Source organism: Pseudoalteromonas sp. PAST1, from assembly GCF_021532515.1.
Taxonomy (GTDB): domain Bacteria; phylum Pseudomonadota; class Gammaproteobacteria; order Enterobacterales; family Alteromonadaceae; genus Pseudoalteromonas; species Pseudoalteromonas simplex.
In genome coordinates this window covers 17,049-35,959 of record NZ_JAKGBH010000045.1, presented here as the reverse complement: position 1 = coordinate 35,959, position 18,911 = coordinate 17,049, and the positions used below count along the sequence as shown (strand labels likewise).

The 18,911-nt window shown below is 42.9% G+C and carries 12 protein-coding genes; 6 read left to right on the top strand and 6 right to left on the bottom strand.

The annotated features are described in order from the left end of the window. Window positions 1-109: 109 nt before the first annotated feature. Both L1272_RS18070 and L1272_RS23250 read left to right on the top strand, forming a co-directional pair. Entirely contained in the window at window positions 110-727 is a 618-nt protein-coding gene (locus L1272_RS18070; RefSeq protein WP_235374015.1) for a sensor histidine kinase, read from the top strand. A gap of 261 nt (window positions 728-988) precedes the next feature. Next, window positions 989-5,929: a S8 family serine peptidase gene (locus L1272_RS23250; RefSeq protein WP_290440871.1), complete on the top strand. Its 4,941-nt coding sequence runs from the start codon at window positions 989-991 to the stop codon at window positions 5,927-5,929. A gap of 63 nt (window positions 5,930-5,992) precedes the next feature. Here L1272_RS23250 and L1272_RS18050 read toward each other — a convergent pair whose 3' ends face one another. Then, complete coding sequence (locus L1272_RS18050) at window positions 5,993-7,138, bottom strand: DUF1624 domain-containing protein (RefSeq protein ID WP_235374012.1); 1,146 nt, start codon at window positions 7,136-7,138, stop codon at window positions 5,993-5,995. Further along, window positions 7,128-9,212 carry a TonB-dependent siderophore receptor gene (locus tag L1272_RS18045; protein WP_235374011.1) on the bottom strand — a complete coding sequence of 695 codons (2,085 nt, stop codon included), beginning with the start codon at window positions 9,210-9,212 and terminating at the stop codon, window positions 7,128-7,130. Before L1272_RS18045 ends, L1272_RS18050 begins: the two co-directional genes overlap by 11 nt. A gap of 279 nt (window positions 9,213-9,491) precedes the next feature. Here L1272_RS18045 and L1272_RS18040 point away from each other — a divergent pair, with 279 nt between their 5' ends. After that, on the top strand, window positions 9,492-9,737 hold the full coding sequence (locus L1272_RS18040; protein ID WP_171040424.1) for a DUF3297 family protein: 246 nt from the start codon (window positions 9,492-9,494) through the stop codon (window positions 9,735-9,737). 31 nt (window positions 9,738-9,768) lie between these two features. On the opposite strand, the gene L1272_RS18035 is transcribed toward L1272_RS18040, so the two are convergent. From L1272_RS18035 to L1272_RS18020, 4 genes are read right to left on the bottom strand one after another with little or no spacing between them, the layout of a single operon-like run. After that, a complete protein-coding gene (locus L1272_RS18035; RefSeq protein ID WP_235374010.1) occupies window positions 9,769-9,912 on the bottom strand; it encodes a hypothetical protein in 144 nt (47 codons plus the stop codon). Window positions 9,913-9,948: 36 nt separating this feature from the next. After that, entirely contained in the window at window positions 9,949-10,362 is a 414-nt protein-coding gene (locus L1272_RS18030; RefSeq protein WP_235374009.1) for a MerC domain-containing protein, read from the bottom strand. Between the two features lie 45 nt (window positions 10,363-10,407). Beyond that, window positions 10,408-10,875: a Fur family transcriptional regulator gene (locus L1272_RS18025; RefSeq protein WP_194442498.1), complete on the bottom strand. Its 468-nt coding sequence runs from the start codon at window positions 10,873-10,875 to the stop codon at window positions 10,408-10,410. Then, a complete protein-coding gene (locus L1272_RS18020; protein ID WP_194442499.1) occupies window positions 10,872-11,375 on the bottom strand; it encodes a ZrgA family zinc uptake protein in 504 nt (167 codons plus the stop codon). The genes L1272_RS18025 and L1272_RS18020 overlap by 4 nt, the downstream gene beginning before the upstream one ends. 140 nt (window positions 11,376-11,515) lie before the next feature. On the opposite strand from L1272_RS18020, the gene L1272_RS18015 reads away from it, so the two are divergent. The 3 genes from L1272_RS18015 (at window position 11,516) to L1272_RS18005 (ending at window position 18,720) form a co-directional block, all read left to right on the top strand. Continuing rightward, entirely contained in the window at window positions 11,516-13,945 is a 2,430-nt protein-coding gene (locus tag L1272_RS18015; protein ID WP_235374008.1) for a TonB-dependent receptor, read from the top strand. Between the two features lie 28 nt (window positions 13,946-13,973). Then, a complete protein-coding gene (locus tag L1272_RS18010) occupies window positions 13,974-15,347 on the top strand; it encodes a 5-methyltetrahydrofolate--homocysteine methyltransferase (RefSeq protein ID WP_194442501.1) in 1,374 nt (457 codons plus the stop codon). A 157-nt stretch (window positions 15,348-15,504) separates the two neighbouring features. Continuing rightward, a complete protein-coding gene (locus L1272_RS18005; RefSeq protein ID WP_235374007.1) occupies window positions 15,505-18,720 on the top strand; it encodes a S41 family peptidase in 3,216 nt (1,071 codons plus the stop codon). Window positions 18,721-18,911: the final 191 nt, after the last annotated feature.

Here is an 18,911-nt window from a genome sequence, read left to right as displayed (position 1 = left end):
AAAACCGACGACATTACTTGCTTCATCCTATGTATTAACTCGCTCTAATTCGAGCTGAAGAAATTATGGCTTAAAAAGTTAGGCAAGGATCAGTGCGTTTAACTTGACTGTGGGAGTCATACCAACGCCTATATCACGGGCTAAATTCGCCCTCGAAGCAGTCGTTGATAACAACGCTTACCGACACAGTGTGTTGCAAGACATTATTGAACTTGAGCTTTTAGTCGAAGAGTTTTTAACCTATGCCGAGCTTGAACAATGTGAACCCGCCTTGCTAGTGAAAGACTACTGCCCAGACGAACTATTACAGCCCTGCATTACTAAGTTCCAAAGCTATTGTCCTTTGGCTATTCGTCTTGACTGCGAATTAACAGCAATTTGCGTTGATAAACAAAGCTTTCAACGCTTATTGCAAAACTTACTCGGGAATGCGGTTCGCTTTGCTAAAACGCAAATTCTTATCAAGCTTTCACAATGCAAAAACGGCACTTTGTTAGTGATTGAAGATGATGGTCCGGGGATCCCAGAACACAAGCGCGTCAGCCTTATGCAGCCATTTTCAAAAACCGCTTCGGTGCACCAAACAGGCTACCAAGGTGTTGGCCTAGGCTTATCAATCGTTAAGCAACTGTGCCTATGGAATAACGCAAAATTTAGCTTAGATAACGCACAAACCTTAAGCGGAGCAAGAGCAAGTATCCTATTTAGGCCCGCCTCTCCTTTATAGAAATGTATCAATCTGTATCAAAGTGAACCATTTATTCACGTTTTATTGATGAAAACACATACATATTTAACCATTCAGCAAGGTTTTTAAGCGAAAAACCCAATGTTTATAGCTTTTCGCCAAAACCGCTCGTTTGTTGGCTAAAAAGATTTGTTATATCATAACATTTAGTTTGTGTTTCAATTCATATAACTACAAGCCAACTTGCTATTCCGCTAGGAATTGCCCCAAAAAAATAAAATCCATGGGAAGTTAGATCACATGTTCAATATGAAAAAAGTATCAGTGATGGTCGCATCTGCACTTTACTTAGGTGTAGGTACGTCTGCTGCTGCGCTAAATGACCAAGTATGGCCAGAACAGCCGGCAGGCTATGCGCCAAAGCAAACCGTTAGCAATGAATTTGTGTGGGAAGACAAGGTTAACAACACAGTTAAAAAACAAAGCCGCGTTTTCACACCAGAGAAAGATGTTAGTGGTATTCAAACTTATATCGTGCAACTAGACGACGCACCAATTTCGACTTACCAAGGTGGTGTTAAAGGGCTTGCGAGCACTAAAGATGTGGTAATGCAAACGCAACAAGCAACAACGCGCTCAACGCTTAATATGGCGCAGCCTGCTATTGCAACTTACGCTAACCACCTAGCAAGTAAGCGCCAATCAGTTGTTAATACAGCAATGAGCCAACAAGGCTTACAACTAAATGTTGAGCGCACATTTAATGTGACATTAAACGGTTTCACCACCAAAATGACACAAGATGAAGCGAAGCGCCTAGCTAAAGTGGCTGGCGTGAAGAAAATCACTCGCTCAAAAATCTACAGCCTAAATACCTTTAATACCATTGAGCAAACAGGTGCTTCTGCACTTTGGAGCGCAAGTGCTAGCAATCCTAGCAGCAACAAAGGTGAAGGCACGGTTGTAGGTATCATAGATACAGGTATCAATACCGATCACCCATCATTCGCAGCAGTAGGCGGCGATGGCTACACTCACACCAACCCACTAGGCGACAAGTACCTGGGTGACTGTGCAACCGCTGAATTTGCTGATCTGTGTAACGACAAGCTAATTGGTGTTTATTCTTATCCCGAGATCACCGCAGCTTATGTGGATTCGGTATTTGAAGAGACTCGCCCAGAAAATGGTGAAGACTATCATAGCCATGGCTCACACGTTGCTGGTACAGCAGCGGGTAATATCCTATACGATATTCCTTACAAACTGACTGAGTATGAAAGCCAATCACCAGGTTTAGAAACCAATGTAACTTTCCCGCAAGTATCAGGTATGGCACCCCATGCCAATATCATTTCATATCAAGTATGTTGGCCGGGTAATTCTGGCGACCCATACGCAGGCTGTCCAACAAGCGCTATTTTAGCCGCCGTTGAACAAGCTGCTATTGATAATGTTGATGTACTTAATGCTTCATTAGGCGGTCTTGAAGAAGATCCATGGAGCGATCCAATTGAGCAAGCGTTCATGAATGCAGCCGAAAGTGGTGTATTTGTCGCTGTAGCGGCAGGTAACAGCGGCCCTGAGTATTCAACAGCCGATCACTCTTCTCCTTGGGTTACCACTGTTGCAGCATATAGTCCTGCAAGCAAAGTTAACTTTGGCAATAAACAACTCAAAAACTTAACTGGTGGTGATAATTCAGCGCCTGGTCCTTTTGAAGGTGCTGGTGTCAACTTTAACGAGTTAACAGGTTTAATTGTTGCTGCGACTGATTTTGAAAATCCGAATGAAAGTTCTAGCTATGCACTTGCTAACTGTGACAAACCATTCCCTGAAGGTACATTTGATTTAGTTGATAATCCTGCAACCGCTATTGACGAAAGCGCACAAGATGTCATTGTGGTATGTAAGCGCAGCTCTTATCCGTTATATTCTAAATCATTAAATGTACAAGCAGGCGGTGCTGAAGGCCTCATCGTGTATAACCAAAGTGCCTTTTATGATCGCTATACTATTCCTTCTATTTCCTACCCAATCCCTACAATACATATTAAAAATGTTGATGGTACAAGCTTACTAGAATGGTTGAGCGTAGGCGACAGCCACGTAGGCACCATTGAAGCAACCGAGGGCACCGTAGACGCAGTGGATAAAGACCGCATTGCTTATTTCTCTGGTCGTGGTCCATCATACTTTGGCTTTGATACTTTACTCGTTGATGTAGCAGCCCCTGGGGTCGATATTTACGCACCATCATCAGACGATCAACCGTTTACAAATAATCCTGCAACTTCAGATTGGCAATCTATGTCTGGTACATCAATGGCGAGCCCACACGTTGCAGGCGCGGCAGCATTGTTAAAACAATCTCATCCTGACTGGTCGCCAATGCAAATTCAATCTGCATTGATGTTAACTGCAAATAATCAGCTAGGAGTTGCTCAATACTTAAACAACTATGCAGACGATAGCTTTGATGCAGCACTTGCTGACATGGGTGCGGGTAAAATGCAAGTTGAGCGAGCAGATAAAACAGGCTTATTGCTTGATGAAAGCATTGCTAACATGGCTGCAGCAAACCCAAGTCTTGGTGGCCGCGAAAAAGCATTAAACACGGCTTACATGGTTGATAATGACTGCGGCTTTAAATGTACATTTATCAGAACCTTTACAGCAACTGAAGACGCAAGCTGGACTCTACATACCGAAAATTGGATTGGTAACAGCAAAATAACGGTGGAGCCAAGCAGCTTTGATATCAGGGCTGGCGAAACACAAAGTATCATTGTTACTGTGGAAGCAAGCCAACAAGCAACGCCGCAAGAGTTAATTGATTACACGGGCAATCAAGGTCAAGTCGTCATGACTTCTAATAACCCTGAGTCACCGATTCTAGAGATGCCAGTGTGGACATTTGCCGGTGACACCGGTTTACCTGAATTTATTCAAATTGACGCACACCGACGCTCTGCGACAATGAAAGTAGGACCTTTCAATACGGGTGAAATCAGCAACCTAACCACACAATCGTACGGCTTAGTAAAAGGCCAAGTTGAAACCGTACACCTATTCAACGACACCACACCAGGCGACCCATTCGATAGCGTTGATGTCGACGGTGAAGCTGTAAACAACAACCACATTCAGTGGACCACTGTACCAGAAGACGCAAAAATGCTGAGTGCCAGTGTTATGAATGAACAATCTCGCGTATTGGTATTTATGGGTAAAGATAGTAATGGTGATGGCATTGCGTCTTTTGAAGAAACGCTATGTATGTCAACTAGCTACACCCTAACTAACTTCTGTAACATTGTAGACCCTGAAGCAGGTGAATATTTTACTCTGTATATGAACTTGCAAAACTACGATTACGATGAAGTAGATGAAGGAATAGAAGTTTCATTTGCAACCGCAATTACAACCTCTGACAATGGCTCACTTACTGTTACAGGACCAAGTAGCGTAGCAGGTTACGATAACTTTGAGCTTGACCTTGCATACAATTTACCTGATATGGAAGTAGGAGATATCTACTTCGGTGGCTTTGATATCGGTAGTAATCCAGAAGATATTGGCAATCTTGGTTTTGTACCAGTGATCATCGAGCAAGTTGATAAGGACGTTACTTTTAAGGCGAGCAAAGAAAAAACATTTGTCGGTGATTTAGTCGACTTTGAAATTAGTGTCATTGCCAATAATGAGGATGAAGCACGTCAATTTGCGCTCAATACAGAATTCCCTAATGGGATCAATATAATACCTGATAGCCTTGTTGCAACACACTCAACGCCTGTTGAACCAGTGTTAGATAACAATATGCTTTCGTTAGTAGGCATACAAGAAACCACAAAAGATGTAGGCCGAAATTATAATATTACTACCAATATCACCGATGAAATGTGCTCATTAACCGCGGCTCATTCGCCTGATCCTCACTATTTAGAGCTAAGAGAACTTGGCTGGCGAACACTTGAGGGAGTTGAAGGTCAATATTACAATGAGTTTGAGTACTCGTTTAAAGAACTAATGAACACAGATCTAGATGTGTCATTTCCATTTTTTAATAAGTATCACTTTGATGCTATAAAGCTCAACCCCGCAGGCTTAGTAACATTTGGTTCGCAAGGTCGCACATCACCATTTCATGTTGACCTACCAGAAGGTTACACTCAGCCGCCTCCGCCGCCATACCTTATCGCTCCTTTCTGGGTTGGTGACAACATGATCCCAGAGCGTGTGGACGGTGGTTATGGTAATTATGATGCCAATGCGGGTATCACCCCTACTTACACAGTTTCACGTGAGTGGTTAGTACTTGAATGGGATAACATTCAACGCAGCAACACCGAAGGTCAACTTATTGATGTAGAGATGTTTATGCGAATGGGGATTGATTATGAACCAGGTGAGTATGAGCTACTATTTGCGTATGACAATATTAATCTAGCCGATGCTCAGGGCTCTATTGGCCTAAAAGCCGCTGATGGCAGAGCCTTCATAAGTGGTGACATACCCATCGATTTAAATATCGGTAACAAGCTAGGCTTTAATAATATGGATGAAGTCTTACACGACGACCTAGTTGTGTGTCTTGACTACACAGGCCCTGAAATCTCTAAGTTTGACGTAAAATTCCAGGCTTATATTGGTGAACAAGCAGCAAACCAAACTCACCAACTAACCTTAGTGAACGGCTTAGAAGGTGCAGATGATGAAACCATCACCCTTGAGCTTGAAGTTATCGGTAACCTAGAAATGGCAGGCTTAACTAATATGTCGGTCGCAGAGAACGAAACGATTAGTTTTGACGTGCTTTATGCTGACGAAAACCAAGTGAGCAACCAAATCGAGGTGTTAGGTGAAAACTTCACTTATGAAGTATCTGGTCACACTTCAGGTAGCACTGTGACTATCACGCCAGCGGCAAACTTCCATGGTGACATTGACGTAACAGTAAAAGTTAGCGACAGCGTTAACCCAACTGATGCAGCAATGAGTTCATTTGTATTATCGGTAATGTCTGATGGTGAAGAGCTTGGCTGTACTGACAGTTCAGCATCTAACTATGATGAAAGCGCCAATACTGACAATGGTAGCTGTACTTTCCCTGAGGCAGTAATCCCAGAGACAGAAATTGAAAAAGACAAGAAATCATCAAGCGGTTCATTCGGCTGGTTACTACTAGCTGTTGCACCACTGATGGCACTTCGTCGTAAAAAATCTCGAATTAACTAAGGACTAGTTAATTAGGATAGTAAGTAGGTAATGCCGATATGCTTAGCATATCGGCATTTTTCGTTATAAATACTTTAACCAAGGCTTGTTAGCCTTACGCTTGTATTCACTAAACTTCCTGGTTGGCCAATAAAGCCCTATTGCCAGCAATAAAGTAATAAACCAAATACCTGATATATCACTGACTCCTAAATATTGCCCTTGATTTGCCCCCCAGATCAGCATGCCTATTTGATACATAAACAGCAGTACATAGAGGTGAAAAATATAAAAGAACATAGGCACAGAGCCATATACACGTAGCGCATTCGTAACGCGGTTGAGTGGTCTTTCAAATAACCATAAGCCAACAAACATGCCTGCTAACGTGATCAGCAAAAAGCTCAGTGACGGTGGGTACTTAGTCACATTAAACACCGACATCATGGTTTCGGTTGTGTTGCTAAATGTTTGCCACGGTAAGGTTTCACCATAAATATTAAAACCACGCAGCAGCGCAAATAATGCCACACATAACAGGGCTAACAGCAGTAATGCTCGTTTACGCGAATCTGCCGATTGGGTGTGCGCATATAAAGGACCTGCACAGTAACCCAATAAGATAACGCCAATCCAAGGCAGCACTGGGTAGCTAATTTTAACGTCGATTAAACCGCCTTGTGATAGATAGCCTCGGTCATGCAAAATCGTCCACAGCGAGTAGCCAAACTCATCGGGAGTAAAGCTGATTGGAGTCAGTAAGTTGTGACCAAATACAATAACTAAACCAAGCACCAGCAATAGGTTGCGTGGCAGCTTAATCAATGCTGCTAACACCAGCATACAAAGGCCAATCGCCCACATCACTTGTAGCCAAATAGTGTGGTAATAACCCATCCACGAAAAACAAATCAGGGTCACTTCGAGGGCGATTAAAAATAGCCCTCGCTTGATTAAAAAGCTTCGTACTGAGCGCGCTACTCCACTTGCTGGATGACTATAAAGCCACGCCGACAAACCGGTTAAAAAGATAAAGGTTGGCGCACAAAAGTGCGCCGCAAAGCGGCTCCAAAAAAGCCCCGGCGAAGTGGTATCAACCACCATGGGATCGGCCACCTGCATGTGCAAGAAAAACCGCTCTCGCACATGATCAAGTAACATCAGCAGAATAACGACACCACGCATGATGTCGATACTGTGTATACGGCTTTTAACTTGCTCAGAAGTCATAGCTTACGCCAAGTTTAAACTGTGTCGGCGCCCCTGGGTAAGCCCACAATGCATTGTAAGAACTGGCGATATACTGTTCATCAAACACGTTATCAACATTCAGTGATACCGTTGTACGTTCAGTCGCTCGCCATTTAGCAAATAAACCAACAGTTTGATAGTTAGGTAATCGGAAGGTGAGATCAGCTGGGTCGCCTAAACGGTCAGACACATATTGATAATGACCACCAATCTTTATGTCTTGTGCGAATAGACTTAGATCATGGTTTAAGCCAATCGAAAGATTATTCTTTGGTACGTTCACAAGTGGACTGCCCTTAGGAATTGGCACTAACCAGTCAACATTTAGACTGTCTGTTGCAGTCTCGGCATCCACATAGGCATAAGATAGGGTGTACTCGGTATTGTCACCCAATGAACCTGTTAAATCTAACTCAAAACCCGTGCTATTTGCTTTACCTACAGGTGTTGAATAACCCACATTTACTGGATCTGCCACCAGCATGTTGCTCTTGCTTGCATCAAAATAAGCAAGTGTACCGCTGATATTGGCGTAGCTAAATTTAACACCCACTTCAAACGAGTCGCTTTCTTCAAAACCGAATGGATTACCTTCGGCATCGGTGCCACTCAGTGGTAAAAAGCCTTCTGAATAGCTTGAGTAAAGGTTAATGTCGTCATTAAGTGCGTAAACTACACCAAAACGTGGACTAATGCGGTTTTCTTTGCTGTTTGATGCAACACCAGACTTAGTTTCAAAGATGTCTTGTTCAATTTCATCAAAACGCAGACCTAACATCACTTTTAAGTTATCGGTTAGATCTAGTTGGTCTTGCAGGTAAATACCGTACGCATTTTGCTGTTCGTTATTTTCGTACTGCATGCTTACTTCAGGGCCTTCAGTGGTGCTGTACTCTGGCTCATAAATATCAATGGTGTAAGTGCCATTACCACCACGGTAGCGATAAAGCCCTGTACGCAGTTCATAGTCGTAACCGTCAACACCAATCAATACATGGTTGGTGATACCGGCAACATCAAAGTGACCGCTTAATTCAAAACGCAGCGATAAATCATCAGACTCATAGTCACGGTATCTGTGCTGGCGAGTTAAAGTTCTACCATCATCAAATAATGACTGACGTGATGGTGACAGCTCAGCATCTGACGAATAACCCGTTAACGTTGCAGTACGGTAACTAGCACCTAATAACAGGCTCCAATCTTGGTTTAGATCGTTGCTGTAATTTAATTGATGACCGCGCGAGTGCACTTTGGTTGGTGCATCATTTGGGTTACCTAAAAAGCGTGACTCAGGCACGGTATCAAAATCACCATTTAACACCACAATACCGCGGTCATACATTTGCTGTTGGTCAACATACTCAAACTCATAGGTCAGCGATGAGTTATCGTTGATTTGATAATAAAGCGAAGGCGTAATCACGAATTTGTCGTGGTGCACATAATCTCTAAAGCTATCGCTATCTTGCCATGCGCCATTGATACGAAATGCTAAATCATCGCTTAGACCGTTAGTGTAATCACCTTGAATACGCTTGTGATCATCGCTACCAAACTCAGCTTGAAGTTGCCCTTGCTGATAAAACTGGGGCTTTTTAGTAATAATGTTTACGGTACCACCCGGCTCTGAACGGCCATAGAGTGCTGAGCCCGGCCCTTTTAATACTTCGATATATTCAATGTTTGACACATCACGCGGGCCTGCAAAGCCGCGTCCACCACTAAAGCCGTTAACTAAATACCCAGACGGCATATTTTCGTTACCCGACAAACCACGAATTGAATAGCTATCCCACAGCGCGCCACCATTATTCTTGCGAGTAATGCTGGCAGAAAAATCCAGTGCATCACGAAACTTAGTAATACCGTTATCAGTCATCATGTCTTTACTTAATGTGGTGATCGACTGCGGTAAATCTTTTGTTGGAATATCACCACGAAACGCCTGTTTATGTTCAATGGTGATTGTTTCGATATCGCTGTTATCAGCTGCATGGGTATTCGCTGCAAACGTCGCAGCTAAAGCTAAACTTAGTGTTGAGTACTTCATAAGGTCTGATTGTAGAAATTAAGCAAAATGATTTGTTATAAAATAACATAAATAAAAAATGGGTTATAGTATAACAATGCATTTTATTGCTAATTTTTAACCCGTCATTTTGACTACTGCTTAACACACGACTTCGACAAAAGAGTGAAGCCATAGCCATGCGTGAAGAGCATTCAGAACAAGCCTGCGAGTAAACAATAAAATTGCCATGTAGATACTTGAGCCAATGCCAGCTATTGCCTACAATGGCGCACAATTTATTCAATGCAGATCGCGACTATGACTGATACACAAAAACCAGAATTACCAAACCAACTTTCTATCAACCCACGTAGTAAATTTTATGTGGAAGAAGTTTTCGAGCATGAAATTGGTGTAAAACTTAACGGCAAAGAGCGTTTTGACGTTGAAGAATACAATATCAGCGAAGGCTGGATCAAAATCGCTTCACCAAAAGCGCTTGATCGCCGCGGCCAACCTTTACTATTAAAAGTAAAAGGGACTGTAGAAGTATTCTACAAGTAAATCAGTTTTACTGAACAAGCGTGTTGGTCAATCACTTATTGGCCGACAAGCTTGTATGTAGGGCCTGCTTATAAGCTTCTATTGCGGGAATAAAGGCGGTGATCACCGCTGCAATCGTTATCATCAACACTAATTCAAGTATCTGACTATTAAAAAGCTCTCCAATTAAAGTCATCAGTTAAACACTCATTACTCAATTTTATTCTGCAACCTATCGCTGTTCGCTAGGACAAGGGCAGTGGTCATCTACTTTTTTATTACATAAGCGAAAATTAAACCAATGCCCTGCAATTACAAATAACGACCCTAATAAGGTCAGCACTTTCTCACCAGCTTCACCAATGATATTTTCGCCTAATACTACAGCCGACAATAATAGAGCAAGACCCACAACCCCCAGTATAAATAATTGATATCGTTTATGTTTTTTACACCCTAAAAATAGCGCTAATAAGCTACTTGGCAACACTGCTGCCAACATCCAAAAATGAAATTGCTCGTTACCTAAACCCAGTGCAGCGGCACTTGGTAATAAAACTAATAATACTGGCACAGCTAAGCAGTGAATCGCACACATAGCTGATAACCCGATGGCAAACTTATCCATCATTAATTGTAATTTCACTGAAAAATTCCTAAAAAATAGAACACATGAATTATAAAAAGTGCATCAAGCAAGTTTAGCTTGGCACTCACTACATACCCCCATCATTTCAAATTGCTTTGTTTGTGAGGTAAAGCCCACATCAGCAAAGTGAGGGAAAAGCTTTGCAACATCACTTTGTGAAACCGCTAAAGTCTCAACTTTTTGGCAATGACGGCAAATCAAAAACAAAGAAATCTCACGCTTAAAAACCTCACTGTCGGTACCGTAAGCAATATATTTGTTAGCACTATTAAGCCTGCGAACAAGGTTTATCGACTCCAAAAAGCTCAAGATTCGATAAACAGACATAACAGATACACTAGAGCTTGTGCGCAGCTTGTAGCAACTGGCCAACTCGTATGCTGATAGCGGCACGTCTGTGGTTAGTAAAATTTGCAGTATTTGCTTGCGCTGAATGGTGAATTTTCTGCCATGCTCAAGGCAAACCTGCTTTGCTTTATTAAGTGTGCTGGTTAATCGCTGTTTATTCATAGCGGCCACTCAATATAAGGTTTTGTAGCTGTCAGCTCTGCTATCCCTTGCGCTTGCTCTGTGATCCACTGCGCTTCGATAACAGATATGGCTTCAGCCCATGTAAATAAAGTCACAGTGACTTTAGAAACGGGCTTATCGCAGCTAAACGAGTATTCAACTTCAAGGTCTTGATGTGAATGATGAGTGTGATGCTCAAATGGGTTTTCAAATTTAGCATGAATAAGCTTACATTCGCCGTTAAATGTCACTAGCTGCTGTGAATTTTCTAATTTGGCTAATGTTTTTTTAATAGTTTGCTTTTGCTCAGCTGTCTCGGGCTGATGCTCAAAGCCAAAAATATCTCCAGCCGGTAAAATGAACTTAACCTGCCATTTGTCTTGATCATGAACCACAAAAAGCACTCCCTCACCATGTGAATGATGATGGTGTTGATGCCCTTGAGCTGAAAAAATACATCCAACCATAAAGCATATCACTGCCAACTTTGCTGCTTTCATAACCCGAACCACTCCATTTACCTCACTATAAATATGCTGTTACAAAAAAGAATAAAACTCATTCATCGATTCACACTTGATACATTATAACAATTAAAGCACAATTGATACATTATAACGTACTAAAAGAGTGGTAACTAATGAATAACATATCAAAAATAGCTGTCGTCATAGCGACGTTATTACCAGCCAGTGTCTTGGCGCAATCAATCAAAGGCGTTGTGTTAAATAACCAAGGTAAAGCGGTTGCAAATGCCACAGTTGACCTTGAAGGCTCTGATCAAAAAGTAACAACTAACGACAAAGGTGAGTTTGAAATCAGCGGCTTAAATAACGGCTTAAAAGAGCTGCATATTTCAGCGCCAGGTTATGCTCACTTACATCGAGATATCACACTTGCCAATGACCAAGACCACAGCGCAACCTTTAATCTAAAGCGCTCACCGATTGAAGTGATTGATGTTGAAGCAACGCCGATTCATATGTCGGCAATGGAATCTGCCTCACCTGTTAGTGTGTTATCTGGCGAACAATTAAGACGCCAACAAGCATCAACGCTTGGCGATAGCCTCGAAAAACTACCGGGCGTTAACACAAACTTTCATGCCAAGGTTGCCAGTACGCCTGTGATCCGTGGTTTGAGCGGCCCACGTGTTTTAATTACGCAAAATGGCTTAGATGTAAGTGATGTGTCACGTGTTGGCCCTGATCACTCAGTGGCATCGGAAGCATCAACAGCGCAGCAAATTGAAGTATTACGTGGCCCAGCAACTCTTTTTTATGGCAGCGGTGCAATTGGTGGTGTCGTCAACGTAGTTGATAGTCGAGTACCAACAGACAGCACAACACGTGGTGAATGGAACCTAGAACATAACTCTGTAGATGAGCAAAAAGTTGCTTCGTTTAATGCCACCACAGGGACAGAGTCATTTGCCTTTTATGCTGATGCATTCTGGCGTGAATCAGACGATTACGAAGTACCTGTTGCCGCCGATATTGACGAAACAGAGCGCAGCTCAAAGTACGTAGTAGAAAACAGTAATGAAGACTCAGATGGCTTTACTTTAGGCACTAGCTATTTATTTGAGCAAGGTTACCTTGGTGTTGCGGTTGAGCAGTTTAACCGCCAATACGGTATTCCTGGCCATACTCATGGTGAAGAAGAAGAGCATGAAGGACATGACCATGAAGAAGAGCACAGCGAAGAAGAAGCCGTTTTTGCTGATCTTGAACAAACCAAAGTTCAGCTGCTTGGTGAATACAATATCGACAGTGAATGGCTAAGCAAAATTAACTTACGTGCGGGCCACACTGACTACGAACACGCTGAAATAGAACACGGCGTAGTAGGCACAACCTTCAAAAACGAAACCAATGAGCTGCGCGTTGACATTCTGCATAGCCAATTTGATGAGTGGAATGGTGGCGTTAGCTTTCATTACAAAAAAAGTGATGTAGAAGCACAAGGCTCTGAAGCCTTCACTCCTCCGTCGGTTACTGAAAGTATTGCTTTTGCAATTATGGAAGAAAAGCATTTTGGCGATTTTTTAGTGCAATTAGGTGGCCGTGTTGAGCGAGTTACTATTGATGCTAACAATGTGCTTTTACCAGACATTGGCGCCCATGCACATGATGAAGACGGTGATGAGCACGACCACGGTCATGATCATGGACACGAAGAATCAAACTACACACGTGTATTTGATGTCGCCCAAGAGTTTACACCAGTAAGTTTATCAACAGGGGTGGTATGGGATTTTACACCGGGTTATAACCTAGGTTTATCGGTATCGCGTTCTGAACGTGCTCCATCTGCTTCTGAGCTGTTATCTTTCGGCCCACACATTGGTACTGCAACTTATGAAGTTGGTGCGCTATTCGATACTCATGATGATCATTTTGAGCTATCAGAAGAGGCTATCGACTTAGAAACAGCAAATAATATCGACCTGACATTCCGTAAAACCGAAGGTGATATTGGCTTTATCTTCAATGCCTTTTACAACCAAGTAGATAACTATTATTACCAGGTCAACACAGGCCTATACGCAGAAAGTGGCCATGATCACGACCATGGCGATGAACATGCTCACGAAGATGAGCACGATCATTCATCTGAACTACCGGTTTATTTATTTAAAACAGACGACGTGGTTTTACATGGTTTTGAAGCGCAAGTTGCTTGGCAGTTAACCGACGAATTTAAAGTCGACTTATTCTCTGATTATGTACGCGCGCGTCTAAAAGACGGCGGAGATTTACCGCGTACTCCACCACTGCGTTTTGGTACTGAGTTTAGCTATCAAACAGAGAATCTAACGGCAAATATTCACGTTACGCGCTACCAAGAGCAAGACCGCATAGCACAACAAGAAACCACAACAGACGGCTACACCCTTGTTGATGCCAGTATTTCTTATGACTTATCGGTATTGAACCAAGACGTCTCACTTTACCTAAAAGGCACTAACTTAACGGACACAGAAGCCCGCGTTCATAGCTCATTCTTAAAAGATATTGCACCACGTCCTGGGCGCAGTTTTGCGCTTGGTGTTCGCGGCTACTTCTAAAACAAAATTACAAATAAAGGAAACCTACATGACACACTTATTTAGATTAAAACTATTGGCACTGGCAATTAGTAGCACCCTGATCACCGCATGTGGTGATGCAGAAACAAATATTGTTGAGAAAGATCCTATTGAGGTTCCAGACGACGGTGGTGATGACCATGATCACGATCATGACGATGGCTATACCATTGACTCAATGGGTCGTTTAGCGGTTTTAGCAGCAGATAGCAACGAAGCGAATATTTTTGATTTAGATGACGACTCGTTACTAGAAACGTTTTCGCTTACTCATGAATCAAGCTCACTAAATGTTTCACCAAGCTACCGTTATGCGGTTATTGCTAACCGTAACCAAGATTACTTAGGTTTTATCGATGGCGGTTTATGGCGTGAAGATCATGGCGAGCATTTACATGACTATAAACAAGGTCCAGCATTTAGTGACTACGAGCTAACAACTGGCAGCCGCCCTACTCACATCGTTAAACATGATGGCCAAATGGCCGTGTTTTACGATGGTAATGCCGACGCAGGTACAGTTGCCTCAGTAGAAGTGTTAACTGATAACGATATTACAAACGAAACAGAGACGCTTGCAGGTATTCAGTACGACATCAATATGCATGGTGTTGCAGAGCCACGTGGCGAGCACCTAGTTGCAACCTTGCGTCGTGCTGATAGCGAAAGCACTTCAAACGCTAAAATCCTGCCAGATCAAGTGGGTGTTTTCCACCTTCATGACGGTGAATATGAGCTTGAACAAACATTTGAAGTTACTTGCCCAGATTTACACGGTGCAGCGCAAAACCATGATTATGTAGCATTTGGTTGTGGTGACGGTGTACTAATAGCCCACCAGCATGACGATGAATACCATGCAGAAAAAATCGCCAATATAGATGCGCTAGGTGATACACGTATTGGCACATTATATGGCCATGAAGGTAGTGAAAGCTTTATTGCAATTGCATCGGGTGTATTTGTAAGTATCAATCCAAGCGAAGCTGAAATGGAAGTACTTGAGTGGCAACTTGATGAAGGCGCAAGTGCTGTATCTTACTCATTCTCTGGAAACGGAGAGCAATTTTTAGTGCTTGATAGCTTAGGCTTTTTAAACGTGCTTGAAGCTCATGAGCACGACGGCCACATGCACTGGGAGCTTGCCGGTAAAGTAGATATCACTGAAGAAGACGTAACAACGATGCCAGAGGGCATGAACTTCAGCATGACTGTGTCACAAAATAGTGAGTTTGCTTACGTTGCTGACCCTATCGCTCAGCACGTACTAAAAGTACATATCGAAGATCTTGAAATTGAAGGTGATCTTGAACTGACTTTTGCACCTAGCGCCATCACTTGGTTAGGCATTGCAGAAGAAAGTGACGATCACGACCACTAAGAAGTTATGTTTTATGGTATGACATAGCTCGCAAAGGTTGGCATTTACTGCCAACCTTTTTTTATTCATATTTTGTAACAGACTTTCATCGCATCAGCATCGCTATTTAAAACTGAATAGTTATGATGTAACAGTTCCCAAAATAGGATGTAATCCCATGAAAAAACTAACAACGTTGGCACTGGCCATGGCTGCGACACTAGCACCTTGGGCATCAGCTTACGAAACTAAAGACACGCGCTTACTGCGCTTTCCAGATATTCATAACCAAAACGTTACCTTTGTGTACGGTGGCGATATTTACATTGCTAATACGCAAACTGGCGAGAGCAAACGCTTAACTGACCATATTGGCTTTGAAACCTTCCCTAAGTTTTCACCTGACGGTAAACGCATTGCCTTTGCAGCCGAGTACAATGGCAGCCGCCAAATTTATGTCATTAACAGCGATGGTTCTGGCTTAAAACAACTGACTTACTACAACGATGTTGGCCCAATGCCACCACGCGGCGGTTTTGATTATCGTGTTCTCGATTGGACACCTGATGGCAAAAATGTGGTATTTCGTGCTAACCGCACACCGTGGGGTAAACGTATGGGTCGTCCATACATGGTGCCTGCTGACGGAGGCCTTGAGCAACCTCTGGCTATTCCAGAAACCGGCGGCGGCATGCTTTCGCCAGATGGTAGTAAATATGTTTACACGCCAATTGACCGTGAATTTCGTACTTGGAAGCGCACCCGTGGCGGTCGTGCACAAGATGTCTGGGTTTACGATCTAAAAAACAATACCTCAGAGCAGCTAACCAGTAACCGCGCTACCGATCAGCAACCGACTTGGGTTGGCGACAACATTTACTTTGTATCTGACCGTGATTACACCCTTAACCTGTATCAATACCAAAAAGGCGCTGAGCCGAAAAAACTAACCAACCATAAAGACTTTGACGTACTGTGGCCATCAGCTGGCCCAAATGCCGTTGTTTATGAAAATGGTGGTTTCCTTTATCGCTTTGATCCAAAAACTCAAAAAAGCAGCAAGCTGAGCATTAACATTGCTGGTGTTCGTCAATACGCAATGCCGTACACAAAAAATGTGAGTGACTTTATCGACTCAATGTCGATTTCTCATGATGGTAAGCGTGCACTCTTTACTGCCCGCGGTGAGCTATTTAGCGTACCGGTTAAACAAGGCCCAACACGTAACCTATCTTACACAGCAAAAGGCCGCGAAATTGACGCAAGTTGGTCGCCAAACGGCCGTTATATTGCTTATATGAGCGATGAAAGTGGCGAATACGAAATTTACTTAAAAGACCGCAGTAAAAATAATGCCACCAAGCAGCTAACCAGCAACGGAACTATTTGGCGTTTTACACCTATTTGGTCACCAGATAGCTCAAAACTGTTATTTGCAGATAAAAACCACACACTCTGGTGGATAGATGCAAAGTCAGGAAAACAACACAAAATTGATACCAGTATCTACGATGAAGAAGGCATTCGCCAATATACTTGGTCGCCAAATAGCGAAGACATTGTGTATGTGAAAAACAATGAAAACCGCTATGCCTCACTGTGGCACTACAATGTTGATAAAAAGAAAGTGACTCGCTTAACGGATGAAATGACCAATGAGCAAAACCCAACTTTCTCTCCTGATGGTCAATACCTGTATTTTAGTTCTGAGCGCGACTTTAACTTAGCCTTTAGCAGCTACGAGTTTGACTACATGTTTAATCGTGCAACGCGTATTTATGCCGCAGCCGTAAATGACAGCATCAAACCACTTATCGCACTACAAAGTGATGAAACAGCGATCGTCAGCGATAAACAAAAAGATGACGACAAGAAAGCTAAAAATACCCTGCAAAGCAGTGACTTTATGCAGCGTGTAACCGCTTTAAATGCGCCAGCTGGAGATTATCGTGGTTTAACGGCAGTAAAAGGTGGCGTGCTAACACTGGCTAATGGTGGCCTACAATTGATAGGCACAGCTCACGACAGCGAGCTTGAAACCGTGGCGAAAGGGGTTCGTAGTTATACTATTTCGAGCAACGGTGAGCACCTGTTAGTACATGCGGGTAACGATTACAGCTTAATTGAGCCTAAAGCAAAACAAGACTTAGCAGCGAATAAGCTAGATCTTAGTAACATGACCTTAAAAATTGAGCCACAAATTGAATGGCAGCAAATGTATGTTGAAGGCTGGCGTACATTACGTGATTGGTTCTACGATGAAAACCATCACGGCCAAGATTGGGACGCTATTTTAGCCAAGTATCAACCTATGGCTGACGCTATCTCACACCGTAGTGACCTAGATTACATTCTCAGTGAAATCGCAGGTGAAATTAACTCAGGCCACATTTATGTGCAGTCGGGTGATATGCCAAAAGCAGAGCGTAAAAAGCACGGCTTATTGGGTGCAAAACTTGCCAGCGATCCATCTGGATACGTAAAAATTGAGCAAATCTTCCAAGGTGAAAACTGGCATGAAGACTTCCGCTCACCACTTGGCACAACAGGGGTAAAAGCACATAACGGCGACTACATCATTGCCGTAAATGGCCGCTCAGTAAAAGACGTCGCTAACTTCTACGAACTACTAGAGAACACTCAAGGTGAGCAAGTTGAGTTAGTTCTTAACAGTAAGCCGCGCAGCAAAGGTGCATGGCAAGTTACCGTTAAGCCTGTCTCCAGCGAGCAAGGTTTGCGTTATTTAGACTGGGTTAACTCTCGTGCAGCCTACGTTGATAAGCTATCAAATGGCCGTATTGGTTATGTTCACTTACCAAATACAGCCTACGAAGGTAACCGCGCCATGTTCAAAAACTACATGCCGCAAACCACCAAAGACGCCATGATTATTGATGACCGATACAATGGCGGTGGCTTTATTCCTGAGCACATGATCACTTGGCTTGCTCGTAAACCGCTTAACTACTGGAAGCGCCGCGGTGTTGAGCCTACGAAAACACCACAATTTGCTCATGATGGTCCAAAAGCCATGCTGATCAATGGTTACTCAAGTTCAGGCGGTGACGCTATTCCTTATTACTTCCGCCAAGCAGGGTTAGGTAAGCTTATTGGTACCCGTACTTGGGGTGGATTAATTGGTATTTCAGGTAACCCAAGCCTAGTAGATGGCGGCCAAGTTATCGCGGCAACATTCCGCATTTTAGATAACGATGGCAACTGGATCATCGAAAACGAAGGTGTCACTCCAGATATCAAGGTGGTTGATCGCCCAGAGTTAATCTACCAAGGTAAAGATCCATCGATTGAACGTGCCGTAGAAGAGCTATTAAAAGAGCTAAAAGACAACCCGAAAAAGCCACTCACCGTGCCACCAGCACCGACTGACTTTTAATTCTTAACTGGTTGTTAAAAAGCAAAAAAACCCCGCAGCAATGCGGGGTTTATTTTTACTAAATGCCTAATATTCAAACTTGTATATACAAACTAATACACATCACTTATTCTAAATTTTTGGTGCAGTTTAATATTTATCCAAACTAACACAACGTGAAAAATGTGCAATTAAGCGCCTATGGGTTGTCA

Excerpts from the sequence above, each read along its gene's own strand:
- L1272_RS18050 (WP_235374012.1), bottom strand. The coding sequence starts at position 7,138 with ATGACTTCTGAGCAAGTTAAAAGCCGTATACACAGTATCGACATCATG.
- L1272_RS18020 (WP_194442499.1), bottom strand. The coding sequence starts at position 11,375 with ATGAAAGCAGCAAAGTTGGCAGTGATATGCTTTATGGTTGGATGTATT.
- L1272_RS18010 (WP_194442501.1), top strand. The coding sequence starts at position 13,974 with ATGACACACTTATTTAGATTAAAACTATTGGCACTGGCAATTAGTAGC.
- L1272_RS23250 (WP_290440871.1), top strand. The coding sequence starts at position 989 with ATGTTCAATATGAAAAAAGTATCAGTGATGGTCGCATCTGCACTTTAC.
- L1272_RS18025 (WP_194442498.1), bottom strand. The coding sequence starts at position 10,875 with ATGAATAAACAGCGATTAACCAGCACACTTAATAAAGCAAAGCAGGTT.
- L1272_RS18040 (WP_171040424.1), top strand. The coding sequence starts at position 9,492 with ATGACTGATACACAAAAACCAGAATTACCAAACCAACTTTCTATCAAC.
- L1272_RS18005 (WP_235374007.1), top strand. The coding sequence starts at position 15,505 with ATGAAAAAACTAACAACGTTGGCACTGGCCATGGCTGCGACACTAGCA.
- L1272_RS18045 (WP_235374011.1), bottom strand. The coding sequence starts at position 9,212 with ATGAAGTACTCAACACTAAGTTTAGCTTTAGCTGCGACGTTTGCAGCG.
- L1272_RS18035 (WP_235374010.1), bottom strand. The coding sequence starts at position 9,912 with ATGACTTTAATTGGAGAGCTTTTTAATAGTCAGATACTTGAATTAGTG.
- L1272_RS18015 (WP_235374008.1), top strand. The coding sequence starts at position 11,516 with ATGAATAACATATCAAAAATAGCTGTCGTCATAGCGACGTTATTACCA.